The sequence below is a fragment of the Delftia sp. JD2 genome, from assembly GCF_001682645.1.
Taxonomy (GTDB): domain Bacteria; phylum Pseudomonadota; class Gammaproteobacteria; order Burkholderiales; family Burkholderiaceae_C; genus Comamonas; species Comamonas acidovorans.
The window spans coordinates 145,982-166,527 of the sequence record NZ_LFJT01000003.1; the positions used below are offsets into that span (position 1 = coordinate 145,982).

At 58.2% G+C, this 20,546-nt stretch carries 18 protein-coding genes and 1 pseudogene; 3 read left to right on the top strand and 16 right to left on the bottom strand.

Annotated features, from left to right (window positions below; translation table 11 throughout):
- Positions 1 to 190 precede the first annotated feature (190 nt).
- Positions 191 to 412 carry a hypothetical protein gene (locus ACM14_RS02840; protein WP_139093349.1) on the bottom strand — a complete coding sequence of 74 codons (222 nt, stop codon included), beginning with the start codon at positions 410 to 412 and terminating at the stop codon, positions 191 to 193.
- Between the two features lie 697 nt (positions 413 to 1,109).
- Between ACM14_RS02840 and ACM14_RS31990 the strand changes: the two genes are divergently transcribed.
- Entirely contained in the window at positions 1,110 to 1,262 is a 153-nt protein-coding gene (locus ACM14_RS31990) for a hypothetical protein (protein ID WP_175403229.1), read from the top strand.
- Between the two features lie 107 nt (positions 1,263 to 1,369).
- Here ACM14_RS31990 and ACM14_RS31995 read toward each other — a convergent pair whose 3' ends face one another.
- From ACM14_RS31995 to ACM14_RS02895, 12 genes and pseudogenes are all read right to left on the bottom strand, one after another.
- On the bottom strand, positions 1,370 to 1,804 hold the full coding sequence (locus ACM14_RS31995; RefSeq protein ID WP_175403230.1) for a hypothetical protein: 435 nt from the start codon (positions 1,802 to 1,804) through the stop codon (positions 1,370 to 1,372).
- 544 nt (positions 1,805 to 2,348) lie between these two features.
- A complete protein-coding gene (locus ACM14_RS02850; protein WP_074921996.1) occupies positions 2,349 to 2,741 on the bottom strand; it encodes a hypothetical protein in 393 nt (130 codons plus the stop codon).
- 10 nt (positions 2,742 to 2,751) lie between these two features.
- Positions 2,752 to 3,684, bottom strand: coding sequence for an ArdC-like ssDNA-binding domain-containing protein (locus ACM14_RS02855; protein WP_065345250.1), 933 nt, complete (start codon positions 3,682 to 3,684; stop codon positions 2,752 to 2,754).
- Between the two features lie 64 nt (positions 3,685 to 3,748).
- On the bottom strand, positions 3,749 to 4,402 hold the full coding sequence (locus ACM14_RS02860) for a hypothetical protein (RefSeq protein ID WP_065345251.1): 654 nt from the start codon (positions 4,400 to 4,402) through the stop codon (positions 3,749 to 3,751).
- 248 nt (positions 4,403 to 4,650) lie between these two features.
- Positions 4,651 to 6,651, bottom strand: coding sequence for an adenosylcobalamin-dependent ribonucleoside-diphosphate reductase (locus tag ACM14_RS02865; protein ID WP_065345252.1), 2,001 nt, complete (start codon positions 6,649 to 6,651; stop codon positions 4,651 to 4,653).
- A gap of 491 nt (positions 6,652 to 7,142) precedes the next feature.
- On the bottom strand, positions 7,143 to 7,424 hold the full coding sequence (locus ACM14_RS02870; RefSeq protein WP_139093350.1) for a hypothetical protein: 282 nt from the start codon (positions 7,422 to 7,424) through the stop codon (positions 7,143 to 7,145).
- Positions 7,425 to 7,459: 35 nt separating this feature from the next.
- Positions 7,460 to 8,296 (bottom strand): toprim domain-containing protein, encoded by an 837-nt coding sequence (locus ACM14_RS02875; protein WP_254661983.1) that lies wholly within the window; start codon positions 8,294 to 8,296, stop codon positions 7,460 to 7,462.
- 66 nt (positions 8,297 to 8,362) lie between these two features.
- Positions 8,363 to 8,647, bottom strand: a pseudogene (locus ACM14_RS32700) (primase-helicase zinc-binding domain-containing protein); the annotation flags it as partial.
- A 157-nt stretch (positions 8,648 to 8,804) separates the two neighbouring features.
- Complete coding sequence (locus ACM14_RS02880; protein WP_084027271.1) at positions 8,805 to 9,296, bottom strand: single-stranded DNA-binding protein; 492 nt, start codon at positions 9,294 to 9,296, stop codon at positions 8,805 to 8,807.
- 215 nt (positions 9,297 to 9,511) lie between these two features.
- The gene (locus ACM14_RS02885) at positions 9,512 to 10,168 is read right to left on the bottom strand and encodes a hypothetical protein (RefSeq protein ID WP_065345297.1); all 657 of its coding nucleotides are present in this window, start codon (positions 10,166 to 10,168) and stop codon (positions 9,512 to 9,514) included.
- A 222-nt stretch (positions 10,169 to 10,390) separates the two neighbouring features.
- The gene (locus ACM14_RS02890; protein WP_065345256.1) at positions 10,391 to 11,686 is read right to left on the bottom strand and encodes a recombinase RecT; all 1,296 of its coding nucleotides are present in this window, start codon (positions 11,684 to 11,686) and stop codon (positions 10,391 to 10,393) included.
- 111 nt (positions 11,687 to 11,797) lie between these two features.
- Positions 11,798 to 12,646 (bottom strand): PD-(D/E)XK nuclease-like domain-containing protein, encoded by an 849-nt coding sequence (locus ACM14_RS02895; RefSeq protein ID WP_065345257.1) that lies wholly within the window; start codon positions 12,644 to 12,646, stop codon positions 11,798 to 11,800.
- A 1,445-nt stretch (positions 12,647 to 14,091) separates the two neighbouring features.
- Here ACM14_RS02895 and ACM14_RS02900 point away from each other — a divergent pair.
- Complete coding sequence (locus ACM14_RS02900) at positions 14,092 to 15,057, top strand: hypothetical protein (protein ID WP_139093351.1); 966 nt, start codon at positions 14,092 to 14,094, stop codon at positions 15,055 to 15,057.
- Positions 15,058 to 15,064: 7 nt separating this feature from the next.
- On the top strand, positions 15,065 to 16,852 hold the full coding sequence (locus ACM14_RS02905; protein ID WP_065345259.1) for an ATP-dependent helicase: 1,788 nt from the start codon (positions 15,065 to 15,067) through the stop codon (positions 16,850 to 16,852).
- Positions 16,853 to 16,929: 77 nt separating this feature from the next.
- Here ACM14_RS02905 and mobH read toward each other — a convergent pair whose 3' ends face one another.
- Genes mobH through ACM14_RS02920 form a run of 3 tightly spaced genes read right to left on the bottom strand, consistent with a single transcriptional unit; the run spans position 16,930 to position 20,459 of the window.
- Positions 16,930 to 19,701 carry a MobH family relaxase gene (mobH, locus tag ACM14_RS02910; protein ID WP_065345260.1) on the bottom strand — a complete coding sequence of 924 codons (2,772 nt, stop codon included), beginning with the start codon at positions 19,699 to 19,701 and terminating at the stop codon, positions 16,930 to 16,932.
- A gap of 7 nt (positions 19,702 to 19,708) precedes the next feature.
- The gene (locus tag ACM14_RS02915) at positions 19,709 to 20,173 is read right to left on the bottom strand and encodes a FlhC family transcriptional regulator (protein WP_046989155.1); all 465 of its coding nucleotides are present in this window, start codon (positions 20,171 to 20,173) and stop codon (positions 19,709 to 19,711) included.
- Between the two features lie 10 nt (positions 20,174 to 20,183).
- Entirely contained in the window at positions 20,184 to 20,459 is a 276-nt protein-coding gene (locus tag ACM14_RS02920) for a hypothetical protein (RefSeq protein WP_065345261.1), read from the bottom strand.
- Between the last annotated feature and the right edge of the window lie 87 nt (positions 20,460 to 20,546).

A 20,546-nucleotide genomic window follows, 5' to 3' on the forward strand; every position in this document is an offset into this window, starting at 1 on the left:
AGGCAACAAGCGCCTCTTGGCGCCCATCGCTCCTGGTAGCCACTTGCAGAACGAGCACGGGCCTGAATTTAGGCCCAGGCACCATTACCGCTTCCGATTCAGGGAACCAGACGCGCACGATCGCCCCTATTGGGGCGGATATTTCACACATTGAAACTCCAGCCCCAACAGGGGAAAAGGTTGAGTAGAACTACTTTTGCTGTTGCTTCAGCAGGCCGTGTGCCTGGAACAACTCGCTCAAGTTGGTGGGTTCTGGTGATGTCGAAACAACTGGTAGACCGTAGGCACCGAGGTGCTCCGCGATCGCTCTTTGTATCAACGCTTCAACAGAAATGTCCAACTCGCGCGCCCTCGCCTCCAAGCGCTCGGGCGTGGTGTCGCTCTCGTCGAAGTGAACTGGGATGATTGGCATATCGCTCTGATTAAAAAAACGCCGCAACCTTGACCTCGAAAGGCTTGGCTTCAGGCGCTCCATAGTAGAGCGAACCATCGCCGAGTGGTTAGACCATCTCGACATTTCTCGCACCCGGGGGGCGCGTAACTTCTGCATGTGACCTCCAAAACGGAGGAGGCCACAACCACAAGGGGTTGTAGTCCCCAAGGGTTGAAAAAACGGTTTCCCGTTGACTGATGCTGTAGTTTTGACTCCTCAGCTTGGAGTTTTCAGATTCAGGCAAAGCCTGCATCGATGAATTCTTGGCTCGCGACTCGCGCCGCCGTGAGCAGCCAGCGAAGAATACACCCGCGTAGCGGTTCTATCAAGGGCGCAGCATCTGCGCGCAGACGCATTCACAGACTAACGCCGAGCACGCCATTCCAGCGCCTTGCAAAACGGCAAGACCATAGTCCGCACCAAGCAAGGGGGAAAAAGAAGAAGCCGGACAAGCGCGAACCTGTCCAGCCTCTATTGAGGAAGCTCGGCGCCAACCGAGCAGACCTCGTGACCCGAACCCCTTCTCACAAGGAAACGAACCATGTCGAATGATGCCGCGCAGCGCGCGGTATGTCAAATCCCTCGCTACAGTGCGATGACTCCAGCGCGGGACTCGACACAGTGCCGACCTCAATCAAGGGCGCAGCACCCAGGCACAGAAACATGCACAAGAGGCATGAGAAACCCACCATCCGCTGCGGAAAACGGCACGATCATGAACCGCGTAGAGCAAGGGGAAAAAGCAGAAGGCCGGCAGCGCGAACTGCCGGCCTTCGCCCGAGAACTGCGCGGCTGCAACCACGCGGAACTCTTGATCAAAAACCCATAGGACGGAATTTAGACCATGAAGAATGATTTCAGACCATGAAGAATGATGCCACGCCTCGCGCAGCACGTCAAACGCAAGGAAGGACTGGAAAGATTCCCGCGTGGAACTCAGCGCAATGCCGACACGAGCTGAACACCTACGGTGCAGAAGCCGTAGCTCCACGCAGCCGCCCCCGTATCGCGCAACAGCGCCTCATAGTGAGCCTTGTACTGGCTCGGCATGGCGACAAAGCCGCTCGCTACCTGGAGAGCTTCTTTGAGGCCCTGCTGGCGCGCGTGCTGGCCGTTGTCGCCGTGGATCTCGTACCAGCCGGAGTCCTCCTCCTTGATGATGAACGAGATGCCTTCAATTTCCAAGCCGCCTTCGCGCAGCAGCGTGCGCTTGCCGACGTAGTTATGACGGTCCCTTTCCCAATTGGGCAAGTCGGTGCGTTCGGTCGTCCATACCGTGCGGTAGTCCTGGTGAATAGCAAGGTACTCTGCCAGCGAAATGATTCGAGGCACGGAACGCTTCGGCGATGCGCTTGACTGTTGTGGTTTCATATTGACTCCAAGAGGATACGGAGTCACGTCCCCTAGGGGATCAATGACCCCCGGGGTTGATGGATGCGTGCGGATAGACCGCCAGCATGAGGTTGCTGCTTTTACTCCGCAGCTGGGAGGGTTTAACGCGAACGAGTTCGCGTTGAAGAAAGCGATTTTGGGAGACACCCGTGCGGGTGTCGCGCGAAAGCGCCTTTGCAGTCATTGGGTTGCCTCAGCGACGGATGTTGGCGCATCCGCTGCTGACCTACCCAGTGCTTTGACCGAAGTCTTGGCGTCAAGCGACCGAGCACAATACTGGCTCGGCCGCCGATTTGCCCATGTGACTGAGCAAAAACTATCGGCCTGAAAGTTTGGCCTTGACCCATTGCAGCCAGCCCACCCTGCGAGTGCCGAGCACTGCTAGTGGCTTTCGCGGTGCGGCGACGACGTGGGGCAGACCTTCAATGCGAGCGATGGTGATGCGCATGTTCCGTTTCCTTGTGAATTTGACGGACAACGACCCCCTTGGGCGATCGGTGCCCGAGGTGGTTAATTCAGACCTCTAGTCACAGGTCCATGGAGAGAGCTCAATCGGCTGGAACGGATGCTCCAGCTTCCAGCCGAGGCGCGTGGCCACTGGTGCTGCGAGATAGAGCCAGTTGCCGCTGGGCGGCAACGGAACCTCGACGGACAGCGTGGGATCCGGGTCGAACACAATCCCCAGTGCGTCTGCGGCGCGTTCGATTTCCGTGACCACGTCGTCCACGCAACATTGGTCGTTGTACTCCAGCACCAGTCGCTTGCGCTGGTGTCCCTGTCGCAAGCTGGAGCCTGTCTGCCTGAAGTCAGAGTAGAAGACCTCAACCGTATTACCCGTTGGGAACCCGAACCGCAGCACTATGCCTGTAGAGCGGTACTGGTTCGCCTCAGGACCAAAAGCAATCATGATCTCCATCTTGAACTCCTTAAGCAAACAGAAGGCACTGGCCTGAAGGGTCGGCCGCATGCTGCATGGGGGCGGGACTGGACGCAGGTGACATCACTCCTGGCTCGTGCTTGACAGCGCCAGCCTTGAGGATTCGGTTCGCGGCCGTGAAGACCCGGCTGGCGCTCTTCTTGAACGCCTCCCGGGTGCTGCCGCTACCAAGCCATGCTTGCACATAGCCCCGCGCTTCCTCCAAACCGGGTAGGCCTAAAGCCGAGCAGCAGAGAAATGCGGTGGCCTCAGCCTCCGCTTCTCGAATGCTCTTGTCCAGCTCGAAAAGACATGCGAACTCCGCCTCCTTGGCGTGGAGAATGCAGTGCGCCAATTCGTGGAACAGGGTCTTGTGAGGCAACTTCGCCAACGGCGAAATCGACACTTCCTTGCTCAACGGGCTGGCATAACCTTGCGTGTTCCCGCTCACCATTTCAAAGGGCACTTCCGTGACCTCTAAAACGGCCAGCGCCTGAGCTTTGTCCCATCCGCAGACAGGTGTCTCGGGCGGCGAGTATGACGGGCAGTCTCCGCGCTCATCGGGTTCGGTTTGCGAGTAAGCAAACCAGTTGTTGCGTATGACGAAGATTCGCTTGCTCCCCGTTTCCGAAGTAGCATCCGCATCGCCGTCTTTGGCATCACCCCGAGCCTTGTCGCCCTTCACGGTGACGGGCATCCATAGGCCTAGGGCTTTTTGTCCCTTAGCCACCTTGCGCCCCTTTTCCTTCCACGCGTGAAAGCTGGAGATCGGCGATATCGGCAGACCGCGATCAACCAACTGCATCATGGCCAGAACCTGGTTGCCCAGGCTGTACTCGTGGAATGCGCTGTAGTAGGTCCCCAGCACGCCTGGATCCGTGAGGATGGAGTCGAACAGCTTCGACCAATCAGGGCGCCAGGGCTCAGGCGTTTTCGTTTCCATAGTCTTCTCCAAGAAGAGCGGAGAAGCCCCCTTGCGGGGTGCTATCCCCGCAAGGGTTGATGGTTTACTTCACGATGTCGAACTCGCCTTGCCGCTCGCCTTGAAGGGGCGGCTGGTTCTCCAGGCCGTCCAAAGAAGGCACTTCACGTGCGCTGCGATTGCCAGTTGACGCGGGTGCCGGGGACGCTGCCGTGACGACCCCCGCTCCATCGGCGCCTTTGCGGGCGGACCGACGCTTTGGAGCACCGCCAGCTTCGGTGAGTTGACGCAGCGTGGCCTGAATAGAGTCCATCTGCTGGGCCTGCGCCATCACAGTGCTGGCCAGGAACGAGATCTTCCCCTCCAGCGACATCTCAGCATCGGCCGTTGCAGAGGCGGGCGATGCAGGAGCTGGTACTTCCTGAACTCCAGCAGCTACAGCGCCTGACGGGGCCGAAGGTGCGGGTACAGGCAGAACGTCAGAAAAGCCCGCGAGGCCTTTCTTCATGCTGTTGACGATTTCGACCAGTTGAAGGACGGCGTTTTGGGCCTCCTTCGCCTGTTCGAGCCTCGCCTTTTCTTTAGCCACTGCCTCGGCTTTAAGAAGCGCCTCCTTCTCGACTTCGAGCTTCGCCTTCTTCTTCGCGTACAGAGCCGCGAAGACCCCGGCGATGCGATCGAAGAGGTAGAGCGCAGACCCAAGCAAAGCGATAGTGAACAATATTTCTTGAGTAGACATGGAATACCTCTTTGAGTTGAAGAACCCAACAGGCACACCACTCCCCATCGGGAAGTGTGTCCCCGATGGGTAGGTTTAAGCACCAGGAGCCTGGCACATAGATAAGCTGTATGCCAGACGGCGGGACAGCGGGCCCCTTCTCACCAAGCCATTACGGACATGGATCAGAAATCGGTTTTTCGAAGCATCCTCGCCAAAAGATGCTCGGAAAAACCCCCTTTGCAGGGGGTTAAGAAGTCTCTGACTTTTCAGCCACAGCTTCCGAGGTAGCCACAGCATTGGAGACTGCTCATCACCGTCTCGGGCAATGCATGCAGCCGCACTTGGCGGTCAGGATCGCTGTGGTCCAGGTCATTCACTGGGTGGCCATTCGGCTTACCGATGCCGTTGCTTTCACCGTTGTCCACAGCGCGCACCGAACCCAGTTCAGCGTTGGGCCTGTAGGTCGTCAAACCTTTGAGCCCACCTGACCAAGCATCCATGTAGACCGACTTGAAGTCCTCGTAGGGGTAGTCAGCCGGGATGTTCACCGTCTTGCTGATTGCGGCATCCACCATGGGTGTCAGCACATTCAACATCTCGACGTGCGCAGCGACTGGCAGCTCCTGCGAGCTCTCGAAGTAGTCTGGCAGTTTCTCGATGTCGCCGCCCAGCTCTTGGTAGCGCAGAAAGGCGGCGTTCAACACGGCCTCCTCCCTGATGCTCCCGTCTGCTTTTCCGATGCGGCGAATTTCCTTGAAGCTGAATACAGGCTCACAACCGCTGGAGCAGTTGTTGCCGAAAGTCAGCGACCCGGTGCCGGTTGGGGCCAGCGCCAGCAGGTGACTGTTGCGGATCCCATGTGCGCGAATCTGCTGCTTGATCCCTTCGGGCAGCTGGCTGGCGAAAGTGCCCTCCATGTCGTCCCTTACACCTTCAAGGAACAGGTCGGCGTTGAACAGCGGGAACGACCCGCGCTCCATAGCCAGTTCGGAAGAGCCGGCGTACGCAGCATCACGGATCGTCTCCTGCACCTTTGCAGCAAATGCCCTGCCCTCGGCGGAGGAGTATTTCAGGCCCATCATGATGAGTGCATCGGCCAGGCCAGTGAAGCCTATGCCGATTCGTCGTTTGGCCTTCGACTCGGCCTCATGCTCCGGCAGTGGCCAGGGCGTCAGGTCGAGAACATTGTCCAGCATGCGCGCCAGGACGGGCGTGAGCTGGGCCAGTCTATCGAAGTCGAATTCAGGCTCGCCTTCCCACACCGTACGTTTCACGAAGCGATGCAGAGCCAGGTGGCCCAAGTCGCAACAGCCGTACGGAGGCAACGGTTCTTCACCGCAAGGGTTGGTCGCTGTGATCGCTTCGCAGTAGCGCAGATTGTTGTCCTCGTGGATGCGATCCAGAAAGAGTACGCCTGGCTCAGCCCGCGCATATGTGCCCTGCATGATGGCGTCATACAGGTCACGGGCGCGAACCGTGCGGTAGATCCACTTGCCATCGTCACGCTGGACTACTCCAGCGGCGATCTGCGTAGGGGACGGCATCGCGTCATGAACGAGGTCGAACCTGCCATCGGCCACTACAGCTTGCATAAGCTTGTCGGTCACGCCCACGGACAGGTTGAAGTTGCGCAGCGGCCTAGCATCCAACGGGATAGAAAGATCCGACACCTTCTTGCACGAGATGAACTCGAAGATATCGGGGTGGTCGCAGCGCATCACCCCCATCTGAGCACCACGACGGGAGCCTGCAGAGATGACGGTTTTGCAGATCGAATCGAATATGTGCATGTAGCTGATGGGCCCACTGGCGTAGCTCTTCGTAGAGTTAATCCAAGAGCCCTTCGGACGTATCACGCTGAAGTCGTAGCCCACACCGCCGCCAAGCCGGATAGTTTGCGCGGCTTGGCGAGCGGACTCCATGATGCTGGGGACGCCATCGACAGATTCGCAAAGCGAGTCCGATAGGGGCTGCACGAAGCAGTTGACCCACGTCGCTTTAACACCTGGTAGCCCGGCAGACGCGTTGATGCGCCCGCCGAGGATCGTAAAGTCGAGTGCTTCGCGAAACCTGGGTGCCCATTCCTCGGGCGTGTGCTCGACGGCAGCAAGGCCGTTGGCCACACGATCCTTCACTTGCTCCGGCGAGGTCTCTCCGCCGTGCGCGTACTTTTCAAGCAGCACTGCAAGCGAGATCGGTTGGAGCTGAGTGGCCTGGATGACGCCAGTGCTGCTGTCTGCAGCGTTGGCGATTGTTGCGATTTCCATGGGGTACCTCCTAGATCAAGAACCCAGCAGGCACACCGCCCCCAGCAGGGAGAGTGTCCCCACTGGAGTGGAAAGAACCGGAAAGCCGGCTAAGAATTGAAAGTGCCGCTTGTCTTGCGACGGGCTGGCAGCCCTCTTGAATGCCATGGTCATGCGACCCTGGCTGCAAATGCGATTTGCCATTTGGCGAACTCCTCTCGTGGTTGCAGACACCCCATACAGGGCCTACCGCAGCCCCCAGCAGAGCTAGAGACTGGGGTAGGCCCTGCATGGAGCAAGACGTCCACATCGACTTGAGAAGATCGTGATTTCCAGGCGCCGCACGCAGCGCCTAAGCCATCAGAGTTTCCCCCTGGCTTCTCTGGAATTTCAGTTCTCCAGCGCGAACTTTAAAACTCAGGGCATAGCCACAGAGCTTTGAAAGCGGCTTTCCAGATGCCACCGTTGGCGATGGAATTTGGAAAACCAGCCCCTGACGGGGCATGGTTCATTCATAGTGCGTCGGGCGATGCCTGCCTCCTCGCTTTATCCGCTTCACTGGAAGCGTGCATCTTGGTCCACACCCTCTGCATCAGCCCTGCCGCGATGTCTGCGTAGGGGCCGAGATAGACAGGGGGTGTAGAGCCAGCGCGGTACATGCGGGCAACCGTTGCCACGTGTTGATGAACGCCCTTGTCGGTATTCATCCTGCGGATCAGGAACGCCCTGTAGTCGCCATCAAACCCAGTAGGCGGCGCAAACGCCGAGCTGCTACCGGGCGTGGTGTCGATCATGTTGAAGTTGATCACTCCGTACACGATGAGCTTCCTCACGCGGCTTTGCCGAAGACTTGCTCCAGCATCGCGCGGCGAACCGCTTCGAAGCTGGGGAACCCTTTGGCACCATCACGGTTGAGAACATCCAGCCAGTCCAGCGACTTCTGCCCCTCAGGAATTTCGCCCTTGGGTGTGATCGCCATGGCTTTCTTGTTCATCGCCCACATCCGTCCCACAAGCGCTCGGGAGGCCTCTTGGCCATGGCCTCTTGGGTGTCGCGGCGAAGGACGATCCTTGTCACTGAACACAATGATCAATTCCACTTCATCAGGAGGCACGAAGTGCTCCATCATCGTGGCGTTAACCGTGGCCCAGACAGGGATACCCATACCCTCGCTCGCGGCATAGGCGGTCTCGATCCCCTCTGCTACACCCAGGACCTTCCCCGGCTTCATGAGCCGAATGGCCCCGCCCAAGATCTTCAGATCATCGGAATAGGCCATGAGCTTCTTGGCTTCCGCAACATCCGCCTTGCGGCCGTCCTCATCGAGGTACGTCCGGTGGAGAGTCACAGGGTCTCCTGTGGCGGATTGCACGACGGCGACCATGGCAGGGTGGAACCCTGTGATCCGGTCCCCGTCGCTGTATGCCAGCCTTGGATGAAACATCACCGAAGGAGACTTAAGCGGTGCAAGTCCACGTCTTGCCAGATAGAGCCTCAAGGGCTCGGCGCTGGGGTGGGACATGGGCACAACCCGCTGCATCGTCTTGTTGAGAGACTCGCGTTTCTCATCATTGCTCCGGGTCGGCTTGGCCTCTTTCTTCGGCGGCAGCTGGCGCTGCACCGGTTCAGTGAAGCGGTGACTGGAGTCACCCGTCAGGAAAGCCATCACAGCTTCCACCGTTTGCCTCGCCGTCCAACCGTTTGCCCACTCCAGGACACTGAATCCATCGTGGAAGTGGCCGCAGGTATTGCAGATAGCTCTACCGCTTTCGTGGTAGTTGGGGAACACTCGAAACCCGTCAGTACCTCCATGCACGGGGCAGGGGACGTGACGCTTGCCCTCTTGGTTCAAGGCATCTGTCAGGCTTGGGGCCAGGGTTCTCAAGATGGAGTCCCAGCGCCCACCGGCTAACGATCTCGCCTTGTTCCAATACTGTATCCAATACTCTTTCCATTCAGCATCGGTTCTTTCACGAAATGACATGGCTACTCCTAGTTTGACCCCGAATCGAGGCATACCAAAACGCCCAGTGGGACATTTCGGTATGCCCCGACTCGGAAGGAAAGCCAGCCGATACACCGCCCCAACCGGGATGGTTTCCCGGCTGGGACGAAATTGCGGCGCTGCCGCTAGATGGATTGACGACTACGCAGCACGCTCACAGCTACGACCCTTAGAAGACGGTTCGCGTAGGGTCGCCGTAAGCCTCGTCGTGGCCGCCGTGGGCAGGCCCTTCGGGGCGCTCATCGTCATCCTGTTGAGGTTGACTCTGAGGCCCAGTCGGCGCGGCATTGCGACGCGCCAAAGAAGGTGCATCGGCGCTACGAGGCGCAACCCTTGCGTGCAGTCGCAGCTCCTGTGCGTTGATTTCCGTGGTGATGCGCTCCTGCTCATCACCGTCCTTCCAAGCTCGATGGCGGGTGACGCCCTCGACGTACACGGAGTCTCCCTTGCGGAGGTTCTTTTCCGCATAGTCGACGTCGCCATTGCGCAGGATCACGCGATGCCAGGTGACAAGATTCCTCCACTCGTCGGTCGCCTTGTCCTTCCATGACTCGGTCGTTGCTACATTGAGAACACCGATCCTGAAATCGCCTCTTTGGATGATTTCAGGATCACGTCCGAGGTTGCCAACGATCATTTGCTTGTTGAGCGAAAAACTCATTTTGAATCTCCAATGAGAGGCCGAGAGGACTCCCTACGGGGTTAAGGTCATCATTTCAGGCTGGCCGTAATAGCCATCTGAGCAGCACGCCATGATTTAGCAGGTCGAGAAACGAGATGCCGGTCTTGCCACGTGAACGTGCCATCCGTGTGTTGGTGGATGAAGCAGCCCTTGTAGCCTTGAGTGACGGCGCATAAAACGAGTTTCATGCGACCTCACATGCGTTCGAGACGGCGGACCCGTGTCGGAACCATGACCGTTGCCTCGACGACCATGTACTTTTCGATTGCACTGATGAACTCATTGCGGACGCGATCGCAGGCGCGGTCAAAGGACAGCACCAGGTCTGCGCGATCCTTCAACCCGGTCAAGGACATGTCCATGAAGTCATCCATGGTCATGCCTTGGTCTATCGAGCTGCTTTTGGTACGAGTCCAACGAAGCGGCGCTTTGAGGTTCCTCCGCTCGGCCCTGCAAACGCCACATGAATGGCTGGCTGGGCTCACCAGTTGATAGTTCAGCTGGCCACACTTGGGACACGTGCTCTTGTAGCCAGGATCGTAGATCTCAGACTCGAACAGTACCAAATATCCACCCGAGCGGCCATTGGTGCCAATGGTGTAAGCGCCCATCATTTCGCGCTCGAAATCACGGATAGGCCTGGAAATTTCGTCCCAGTAATCTTCCACCGAGATGAACTCGTAGGCTTTTTCCAAAGCAGATCCTGTCAAGCCAAGTCGGTTGACCTTCACGCAATTGGCATAGCTTGTAGAACGATTCACAGAAGACATCGTGTAGTAGCGGAAATGATCCAGTAGGAACTTCGCCACCGACTCTTTGCTACGTGTATCGATTTTCTTTTCAAAAAACATGGTTCCTCCACTGAGAAAGGAGACATGCTTCCCCATAGGGGAAACGTGCCCCCAAGGGTTAAGAAAGTGATTGATTTGCTGCTTGGGGAAGGCGAGCTACCTTTTTTTATCCAAGGCCATTACGGCGGAGGATGAAAAACTGTTTTTCGGCACACACTGCGTTCAATGTCTGCTGAAAAACAGCCCCCACTGGCCGAAGCCATGGGGGGTGTTTACGGGCCATCAGGCCGTGGTGAAAAGATCGCGGCGCGTCGGGTTGAGCTGCGTTCGCATTTCATCGTACGTGCGGTTGATCAGTTCCAATGGCGCGCCAGAGTAGCGCGCCTCCAGCCTGATGACGATCTCATCAAGATCGACCATCTCGCGGCAACTGCGCATGCTCGCCAGCTCGTTGTCCAACTCTTGCTCCGCTCTCGACTTGAGTCGATCCTGGTGCTGGGGTTGGGCTTCGCTCTGGGGGGGGCGAGGAGTCCCAGACCTAGTGGATGCAGGCGCTGGTTGGGGCGCTGGCGTTCGAGGGGCCGCTGCAGGCCTCACGGGCGAAGCGGTCCGTTGCGGTCGCTCTGCGGGAGGTTGCGGCGCTCTCTCCGTAGCCTCGCGCTCAGCACGTGGGCCTTGAGAACCACGGGAAGCGGGCCTGCTTTGGGCAGGCTGTCGAGCCCCATCGTTACCGTCGCCAACCTCCACAGGTGGAAGGTTGTCGAATGCTGGCGGCTCATAGGACCCGTCAGCTGCTTGCTCCAGCTGGATCCCTTGCTTCACGCCCATCAGGTCAGCCTTGTCGAGCTGCAGCGCGATCTGCAGTTCAGCCGACATCGGTAGTTGAGAGTTGCACAGGAGGCGGATAAGGGTCTTCTTGCCCATGGCCACAGGATGAGTGTCCCAAGGCGTGGTGTTACCTCTCCGCTTCGCAGCCGCATAGCCGCGAGTCGCGTCGCGGATCGCGTCAACGTCGAGCTGGTGCTTCATCACAAAGGTGGGCGTTCCATCGTGCAGCAAAGCCACGGCATAGTAGCCAACCACCTTCCCTCGACTGCTGTCTGGCGCTGGGAAGTTGCCTTCCCCTGCCATCGGCTTGTGTACCAACCTGCGAGCGGCACCCAAGTCATAGTCGAAGAAGTCGTTGATCCGGACCTCATGCGCAAAGATGTCGCGCACAAGGCCGGAATTGCGAACCAGCTTCATCAGGCCCTTGTAGCCGGGGATCAGCTGGCACTCATCTTCGTACGGGACCAGGAATGCCTCGCCGTTTTGATGCAACTCCAGTCCAAGCTGCGACGCCTGGACCACGGCTGCCACGACGCTGATCGGCTGGCACTTTGCGAGCGAGTCATTTTTGCGGTAGGCCGTGAGTGCGACACGCATGATCCGGTCCACGGAAAGGTGGTTCGGCAATGCGCGCTCGATCGCACCCTTGTGCTTTTCCAGTAACCGGGGGAAGTCAAGGTTGTAGATCTCGGCGCTGGCGCCGCCCGCAGCCGATGTGGTGCGGCGGATGTTTCCCATCAACTGAGACATGGTGTTTCTCCAAAAAATAGGGGAACACCACCCCATGCAGGGTGACGCTCCCCGCGTGGGCTTCAAAAAGGCCTCTAGGCCCGCTGATTTTTTCGCAGGCCTGGCCCGCGCTTAGATTGCCTCTTCCAGGACGCTACGCGCGTACCAAGAGGGAACCTCGATCACTTCCGAATCACCGAGCTGATAGCTTGGCCAGCGGGCGTTTTCACGACACCACTGCAGCAGCTGCAAAGCTGTCCGGTACTTCTTTCGCCCAACCTCCATCGTGACGGGGCCAACTTCATAGGAGGCGACGCCATGGGGGTACGAGCTTTCCACCGGGATGAGAAAGAATGGGATACGGCGGCCGAGCGCCTCGCTGATAGCGTCCGAGTAGAACGCTGCCTGCAAGTCGTAGCCTCGGTCACCAATTTCCCTGGCGAACTTGGCTTTAGATGCGTTCTGTGCGGACTTCAAGTCGGCAGCGCCGATGATCTCGCCGGTTATCTCATCGAAAATCAGCAAATCTGGTCGGATGCGGCACTCAATGCCGGTATCTTCATCAGTCCAGAAAAAGCTTTTCTCACGGTAGCTGTTGCGGATCTTCAGAGCGATATCGTCTCTCTCACACAGCGCAGCGAACATTCCTTCGATCGACTCCTTGTCGGCTTCAGAAATAATCGTTTTCCCCGGGTTTTCTGCATCCCAAGCTGCGCTGTTCTCCTTACCCACGGTCGTCCGAAGATCGAACTTGGGCTTGACTACGAACTCTGCTGCAAACCGCTCTGGCTCAAGAACCTGCGTATGAAACGCGGTTCCGAATTCCATAGCAGGCGTGACCTTGCGGCCACGTTGCAGATCAGCGTAATAGTGCTTGGGAGAGTGAAGGAGCGAAACAAGTGCCGAATGCCCTACCACGGCGGGGTCGCTGTGGTATTCGTCGGCGGGCATGTCGATGAACATGCTCAAATCGTCAGACATAGAGTACCTCCAAGAGGACGAGGCACTCCCCTGCGGGAATGCCCCGACAGGGTTAAAAATGGTCACTTTCGTGACAGTGTTTGCTGAATGCCATGTGGCGGGGCAGCGACCCATTGAAGCTACTCGATTACCGAAGTAGCATGCAATTCTCTCGTATGAACCCGGCATCGGGCTCATACGAGAGAACTACCGCCTCGCGCCACGGCGGGCGCGAAGGCGGCGTCTTCAAGCATGTTTGAGAACCTTCCCTGCTTTTCGCACTGCATCACGCACTGCGGCGCGCAACGCTGGAGAATTCTCCTCGCCGGACCTGAGCCTGGCATGGAGTTCAACTGCGGAGCGAATAGGTAGCGCTCTCATAACAGCGCTAACTAGAGGGTGCTTTTCTGCTTCGTGTGCTTTCACGGCGCCTCCATCAGCGACGCATTGCGCGGATGAGAGGGCTGCTGATCACGAGACCAGCCACGATGCAAAGAGAAAGCGGAAATACTAGATCCATGATTGACCCCTGTGATGGTTGAAAAACCCCACAGAGTGCTTCACGGGACTTGGAAGTCCGCAGCACCCCGCAGGCCAGAGAATTCGCTTTCAGAACTCTCTGGCCTGCGGGGTATCCACGGACTGAAATGAATCGTGGGCCTAAGCCCACGATTCATTGAAGGTGATTACAGACCGAACGCCCGCACCACAGGACGGCTAATCATGTAGCCAGAGATGCAGCAAGCAACGAGAACGAGAGTCATGGTGTTTCCTTTGAGAGAAAATGCCCAAGGAAATGCCATTCCCCCTTGGGAATAGCATCCCAAGGACGTTGAAACCCATCCGAAGATGGGAACTGCATCGCTTGTCCTGTGAGACAAGCAATGTTTGGCACGCACGAAAACACAAAAACGCCATTACGACGTTAGAGATTTTGGTGAGTGAAAAACCGGCCCGCATCACGCGGGGCGGGAAGAGAAGCCCTTCTGGGGTCAAGCTCTTCACGTTGATGTGCCATCGAAGGCAGGATTGCAGCGGACGCCCATCAACATCCCAACGGGATGAAGTCCAGGTCTTACTCGCGCTCCCAATCCAACTGCAATAACCCGCAGCATGAGGGTTGGGAGCTTCGCTCCAATCGTTGCTAGGCAACGTAAGAACACGCATTACGGTGTTCGATAAAAGTTCAACAGAACAGCTTTTGCCGCACTGGTTGTTCACCTGGAACAACTACTGGATTAGTCTGATGAGGCCAGCTCCGCATACAAGAGGACGGCGTTACGCACATCGCTCAAAGGTGGCCCGATGGTACCGTCGAGTTCTCGGGGATGTCAACAAGCGGGGGGAGCTTCACCACCTCGCCACTCTTTTCTTTGAACAACTGCGGAATCGAAAGCTTTTCGCCCCATTTTTAACAGGGCTGCTTCGTACCATCGTCTGACCGTTGTCCAACCCTAGGAGTACATATGGCTGAAGTGACCGAAGCCACTGCCCAAGCTCAAACCGAGGCGCCTCAAGCCTCCGCGGAGGCCTCACCCAAGCCCCAGCGCGCGCCCCGCTCGCCCCGCAAGCCGCAAGCAGCTGCCACCGATACCAGCGAGGCCTCATCGCCATCCGCGACGAATGCTCAATCATCCACCCAAGAAGGATCCAAGCCCCAGGCCGTGGCCAAGGCTGGCGAAGGCGCGCGCCGCAACCGCGATCAACCGCCCTTCGAGCCATGGTATGTGAAGCAGCAGAAGCAGCGCCTGCAGCGGATGAGCAAGGAGTCGATGCCATTCCTTAAGCAGAAGCTCAAGCTGCAGACGCGTCACGCTCAGGAGATGTATGAGCGAGCTCACGAGCTATGGTCAGAAACCGTCATCACGCTCAGCGTCACCATGCGCAACTTCAAGCGTGAAGAAGAATGTCTCACGGTGGATGCCGAGGTCGATCGCCTTATGGGCATCTGCTCGGATTCCATGAAGCAAGAGATAACTCGCCTGAAAACCGTCGCTGACAACAACGGCGTGGACCTGGATGGCGCAACTGATGTTGAGTACACCCACCCGATGGAGTACGAAATGCAGATGTCGTCCCCACGCGAGCGGCGGTTTCACGAGTTGCTGCTGCTGCTGGACAAGCTGTGCATCTGTCTGGATATCCTCTGGATGGCCACGCTCATTAGCGACCGTGCACGCAGCAAAAGCGCCTACGACGCGAAAAGCCTTCTCCTGCGCACTTGCGGCAAGGCTCGCATTCTGGTGTTTCGTGCCCAAGCATCTGCGCAGCGAAACGGCGTACCTAACGCAGCTGACCCCCGCAAGGGCACTCAACTCGAACCCGGGGCCGAGACGCCAGTAGCAGCTGCCACCGATGTCGAAGCGGATCCCGCTCCAACTTCAGTTGCTGCTCCCTCGGCGGAAGCAGAGCCTGCACTGGCGGTCGCCTGACGCACTCGTGGAGCTGAACAGCTTCCAAGAGAGAGCCGTCCTCACGCCGGGGCATTGCACCATCCTCGCCTGCCCCGGCTCAGGCAAGACCCGCGTACTCACAGCTCGCGCTGGCCACATCATCACAAACAACGAGCTGGGCCGTCTGGCTGCAGTCACCTTCACTCGCGATGCGGCCACTGAGCTTCTTTCGCGCATCATGGCATCCTGCCACTCCGATCACGCGAGGCGCATCGCTGTCGGAACGTTTCACTCCCTCGCTCTCAACCAGCTTCGTCGCAACAGCCGAGGAAAGATGCCGCGCCTTATCAATGACGGTGAGCGCATGGCCGTCCTCAGACGTTGCTGGAAGGACTTCGCCCCGAGCCTCAGGTTTGAGGATGTCATCAAGCAGGTGGACCAGGCCAAAGGATCGGTGACCCCATACGTTTTCGAAGACATCCTCATGGAGAGGATCTTTAAGGCCTATGAAGATGCACTTGCTGCGGACCTCGCGATGGACTTCAGCGATATCCTTTTGCGCGCTACCAGGGGGATGCTCGATGGATCGATCCAGCCTCTCCCTATCCGATGGCTCCTGGTGGACGAAGCCCAGGACATGGACGCAGTGCAGATGGAATGGATCCTGGCACACGGGAGGAACGGCGTTCAGATAACGCTAGTTGGGGACGACGACCAAAGCCTTTACTCGTTCCGCCACGCGCTTGGCTACGAGGGGCTCCAAGACGTTTCGATGGCCCTCAACTCGGTCGATCTGTCACTCCCCGTCAACTACCGGTGCGCTCCGAACATCCTGATGCACGCCGCAAAGCTCATTGCGTGTAACGCCAACCGCGCAGCGAAGAACATCAAGGCCGAGAAAACTGAATTGGGCACCATAAAGGTCTTCCGGCGCGCAGACCGAATGGATGAAGCCACAGCCCTTACCAAGGCGATCCTTGGTATCGAACCCGGGTCAGCACTTGACACCGATCCGAACGCCCTGGCCATGAGAAATTTCGACCCCAAGTCCATGGGTGAATGGGCAGTTCTCGCGCGCACCAACCTCCTGCTCGATGAAATCGAGATTTTCCTAAAGTCGGCAGGGATAGAAGTGAGGCGAGCTGGGAGCAAATCGATATGGGAGCACGGCGTGGGCGCCGTTTACTCTGGCCTGATCCGCAGCGTCGCTACCGACTCATGGATGGGTATGGCCAACGCCATCTCGTTCTGCGGAGGCAGCAACTCCTGGGTCAACGAGCACTCGCGCGCCAACTGTGGCAATGTGCTGGCGCGGTTTGATGCGGCTATCGACTCTGCCCCGGATGATAAATCTCGTAAGCTGGCGGTCGCCCTGCGGGAGGGCTACATATCTTGGTCCGAGCAAGCTCGCAAGAGTCGTGTCAACCTGGTGGTGTTCGGCATCACGGCGTTTCTTGCTCCCCACTGCAAGCCGCCGCAGCGCAGGCTGCTCACTATGATGCAGAAGACTTTCACTGAACGGCTTCAAGGAAGCCTGCTTCAACGCCTCAACATCCTTTCCAGAAGCGAGAAGGAGAAGGACGTTGAACAAGGTGTGGTGCACCTGCTGACGCTGCACTCTTCCAAGGGCCTGGAATGGGACAACGTGTGGATCGCCGGGTGCGAGGAAGGCACCCTACCCCACACCGACTCCACCGAAGAGGAAGAGCGTCGCTTGATGTATGTGGGGATGACGCGGCCCCGCTCAACGCTCATGCTGAGCAGCGCCATCTCAGAAGGGATGGAGTCGCGCTTCCTGGAGGAGGCGGGCTTGGGTGTACAAACAGCTCGATAGCGCTGGACCCACCACTCCCCACGTGTCGGCGGCGGTGGTGTCTCTCCAGAACATGCAGCACCTGGAGCCCGAAGCTCTCACTTCGCAGTTTTCAGTCGAACACTGGCTCCGGAGATATTGAGATAGTCGCTCGCATACTCCGTAAAGGATTGCAGGTCACGACGGTTTAAATCTAACCCTTGAGCCTTGCAGGCATCAATGCACGCCTTGCGGTCCAGCGAAATCCAGCCGTCACCAGTCAGCGTTCCATCCATAGCTTTCACAATGGCCATGAACTTGTCAAACTTCGTCTCTTGGAAGGGGCTCTTGTGCTGCAATGGCTCGGCGATCAACGTTGACCGCTTTTGAGCTAGCGAAGGCTTGGAGTTTTGCCCACCGCTGCCTTGCGACGATTTGGATCCCTCTCCCGCCTTCGGCTTTGGCACAGCGGCCGGTTTGGAGTCCACCGGCGCATCACCTTTCTGTCGCTCGGTTGCGGACGCGACCGGTTGCTTCGCTCCCGTATCTGGCCTGAGGGATCGTTTAGCTCTTGCGGGTGCTTGCCTCGGCGCATCCGGCTCTCCAAGGTCAGTGAATGCCACGGGGGCAGGCATGTCATCCATAGCCATTTGGGGAACCTCATCCAGGTAGGCTGGAGGTCCACCGTCTAGGTCCAATGTCCCCTGCTCGGCCGCCGCTACCTGGCCAGAGGCACGATTCTGGGAAGGCGCGGTCTCGCCCTGTTCGTGCGCGTGTGGATCGGAAGACTTGGTTGCTTGCTGCGCACTGGACGGCTGGTGTAGCGTGCCTTGGCTTTCGCCCTTGTAGCTTGCCTTGTACAGGAGCGTATAGGTCGCTTCTGGATTGAGCCTAACAGCCTTGCACGGTTCTCCCTGGAACAGCGAATCTATGACCCGTACCATTGGCCGGTAGGGATCAATCCACAGCCACTGCTTCGACGAGCATTCGTCCAAGATGGCCTTGGGAGAAAGGCCATAGCCGCTGAACGCAACTGGCCACTTGAGGTGCACCATCTCTTCCTCATCGACCCGGGCGTCAGTTTCCCAGGACTTGGTGCCACTTTTCAGATCCTCCGCCAAGGCTTCGAGCAGCTCCCCCACCGCGCCATCAAACTGCAGTGTTGGTGGAGCACTGAGGTCAATTCCTTGGCGCTTCGCCTTCTTTACCGGTGCTGATAGCTCTGGCAGCGACCTCGGATCGACTTGTCCCGCTTGGACGACCTGGTCGTCTTGCGGCGACTCGGCTTCCTTTGGTTTGAGCTTCAACGCCACAGGTGAAGAAAGCCCACTTGTGCCGTCGCCGGCCAAGGCCCCCTTGCGCACCGCCAGCTGGCGCTGCGAACCGTCTGCCTTGGTCACTGTTATGTTGAAGATCTCACCCGTCGTTGGGTCGATCTCCATCTGGGCCGGGGTGCGCACCCCAGAGCCTTCCGACGGCGCATGGGAGTCGTCGCCTTCATTCTTCGCGCCACTCGCCTTCGGCTTGGAGACGCGCGGCTTCTTGGGCGTAGCCGCCTGCTCAATCGCCTCTGATGCTGGCTCCTCTTCCCTCGCCCCTGCAGCAGCGCAGCTGGGCTGTTCTTGAGGCTCCGGAGTCTTCTCGCGCACAGCTTCGACAGGCTGGGAATTCGGGCCGTTCGTTACCACTCCTTGCACTGAAGCAAGGGGCACTGAGGAAATCATCGCGTCGTCTTTCAGACGCACACATGTGAGAACGACCCTCTTGTTGAACTTGGCCTCCAGAACCTCTGGAGCGACCTTCCAAAAACGATCGCCGTCCTCATGATCTCGCAAGAAGGCCAAATGGCGTTCCACAAGCATGTCTAGGACTCCATCGCCGGTGCGCGGCATACCTTGCGCCCCATCTTCTCTGACCTTACTGGCGATCTCATCGCCTGCCGCTGGCCATACCAAGAAGATCGAACCGTCAATGTTCCAAACGCGAGCGCCTGGCTCGTTCACCTGCCAGACACCCTCGCGGATCAAGCGTCGCATGATGTCGGTCAAGTGGCGTTCCACCGGCACCCCGAGCTCGTATCCAGCCATTGCAACGCCAAGTGACTTCATGTCACGCTCGACGCTTGCCTGATCCGATTTCACTACCAGGTCGTAGAGGGGGTTCCGGGCCCCGGGATTTGCGTTAAGTGACTCCATGAGCCACACCACCAGTTCAGTTCCGCCCTCGTCGATCCACGCCAGCGTCTCTGAGCCGATGATGCGATCGGCGATCAGGTTTGACAGCACCACGTGCTGCTTGGCACGCCCTACCCGCCAATCAAGGAAATATGCAGAAATCTTATTTGCAGAAGCCCAGTCCGACAGGTTCTCAGTCAGAGGCTTCCAAACTTTGGTGCGATCATGACTTGTCACCACCAGGTCGATAGCTGGTTTGCCCACGTCATGGCACAGGCCAGCAACAAACGCCGTGAGCTGCCATCGAGGCTCAATTTGTCTGCGCTGGGCTGGCGTCTTTCCAAGATCCAGAAGCAGCTTGTCGCTAGCCTGCGCCGCCCACAAGCCGACCTCGATCGAGTGACGAAGCAAGCCCCCCGCGCCCCGGTGATGGTGGGCCTGTGATGCGGGCAAAAGGTGGCAGTAGGAGACAAAGCGCCGAAGCACTCCGAGGTAGTGCTGCTCGTAGAGCGGCTTGCTCACGGTGACCACCCGAGCCAGCTGTACCAATAGCTCGTCCTGAGACTGGATCAGGCGCTCCGGTGCAACTGCCGGCAGGCCTTTGACGAAAGGCGGATAGCGCGGGACTTCGAGGTCGATTTGGGTCGTGTCGACCTTCTGAACCGTAGCATCGCCCGTCGAGCCCCACCAGGAACGCAACGTTTTGAACAGGCTCATCGTGGATTTAGCCGATGGGGTTGGTCCCGCAGTGGGGACAGCGACTTGTCAGGTAGGAGCCAGCGTCATGTATGTATTGCCCCTCACATCCGCCACAGCGGATAAAGTTGACAATTTGGGTGCGCACGTCACGGAGCGCGAAGTAGGCAGCATTGATGTCCAGCTCGCCCAGGATCTCCCGGTGCGCACGCCAGGATTGGAGCAGGTGTTCCGGCTTGCTGGAGGGCTCGCCGAACAATTGCAGGTGGACACCGACGAAGGCTGATAGCGTAGCCGCCTCGGTGCGGTTCGACATGAACGAGAGTGACGACTCGGGTAGTTTGCCCTTCCGAGGGATGTCGTGGTGGATGTCGCGCCACAGATTTCTCAACTGCGGAATCGACAAACCGGTCAGCGAGTGAACTATGGTGAGCCGAAGCTTTGCTTCAATGAGATCTTTGGCCACCACCCAAGAGGCGATCTGCTCAAGCATCTTTTACCTGTCACCTTGCCAGGGCACTGACGAGGTAGCTTGCTGCAGCGGCTGGCTTGGTCTTGCTGGTTTCCAGAATTCGATCAAGCGCGGCCGGGTCCACGCGAAGCGTGAACATAGTGATCGGAAGAAGCTGAGAGAACTGCTCGATCTCGGCGTTGGTCATGTCTCCGATGCGTTTCAACATGGTGGGTGAAAGCCCCGTGGTAAGCCCACCTTCGGGCTTTTTCGCGGCTTCACGGGCTTGCAACAAGAAGTTACGATTAAGAATGGCTGCGTCCTGCATGGCTGCTAAAAGATACAAACTGCAAAAATCTGTAAATGCAGTGTATCAAAAAGCTCGCCAAAACGTCACTTTTTGACTGAAGCTCCT

Coding starts and splice junctions, on each gene's coding strand:
- ACM14_RS02860 (WP_065345251.1), bottom strand. CDS start 4,402: ATGTCTACTCAAGAAATATTGTTCACTATCGCTTTGCTTGGGTCTGCG.
- ACM14_RS02870 (WP_139093350.1), bottom strand. CDS start 7,424: ATGATCGACACCACGCCCGGTAGCAGCTCGGCGTTTGCGCCGCCTACT.
- ACM14_RS02840 (WP_139093349.1), bottom strand. CDS start 412: ATGCCAATCATCCCAGTTCACTTCGACGAGAGCGACACCACGCCCGAG.
- ACM14_RS31990 (WP_175403229.1), top strand. CDS start 1,110: ATGAGAAACCCACCATCCGCTGCGGAAAACGGCACGATCATGAACCGC.
- ACM14_RS02850 (WP_074921996.1), bottom strand. CDS start 2,741: ATGGAGATCATGATTGCTTTTGGTCCTGAGGCGAACCAGTACCGCTCT.
- ACM14_RS02880 (WP_084027271.1), bottom strand. CDS start 9,296: ATGAGTTTTTCGCTCAACAAGCAAATGATCGTTGGCAACCTCGGACGT.
- ACM14_RS31995 (WP_175403230.1), bottom strand. CDS start 1,804: ATGAAACCACAACAGTCAAGCGCATCGCCGAAGCGTTCCGTGCCTCGA.
- ACM14_RS02865 (WP_065345252.1), bottom strand. CDS start 6,651: ATGGAAATCGCAACAATCGCCAACGCTGCAGACAGCAGCACTGGCGTC.
- ACM14_RS02885 (WP_065345297.1), bottom strand. CDS start 10,168: ATGTTTTTTGAAAAGAAAATCGATACACGTAGCAAAGAGTCGGTGGCG.
- ACM14_RS02855 (WP_065345250.1), bottom strand. CDS start 3,684: ATGGAAACGAAAACGCCTGAGCCCTGGCGCCCTGATTGGTCGAAGCTG.
- ACM14_RS02890 (WP_065345256.1), bottom strand. CDS start 11,686: ATGTCTCAGTTGATGGGAAACATCCGCCGCACCACATCGGCTGCGGGC.
- ACM14_RS02920 (WP_065345261.1), bottom strand. CDS start 20,459: ATGCAGGACGCAGCCATTCTTAATCGTAACTTCTTGTTGCAAGCCCGT.
- ACM14_RS02895 (WP_065345257.1), bottom strand. CDS start 12,646: ATGTCTGACGATTTGAGCATGTTCATCGACATGCCCGCCGACGAATAC.
- ACM14_RS02915 (WP_046989155.1), bottom strand. CDS start 20,173: ATGCTTGAGCAGATCGCCTCTTGGGTGGTGGCCAAAGATCTCATTGAA.
- ACM14_RS02875 (WP_254661983.1), bottom strand. CDS start 8,296: ATGGCTTTCCTGACGGGTGACTCCAGTCACCGCTTCACTGAACCGGTG.
- mobH (WP_065345260.1), bottom strand. CDS start 19,701: ATGAGCCTGTTCAAAACGTTGCGTTCCTGGTGGGGCTCGACGGGCGAT.
- ACM14_RS02900 (WP_139093351.1), top strand. CDS start 14,092: ATGGCTGAAGTGACCGAAGCCACTGCCCAAGCTCAAACCGAGGCGCCT.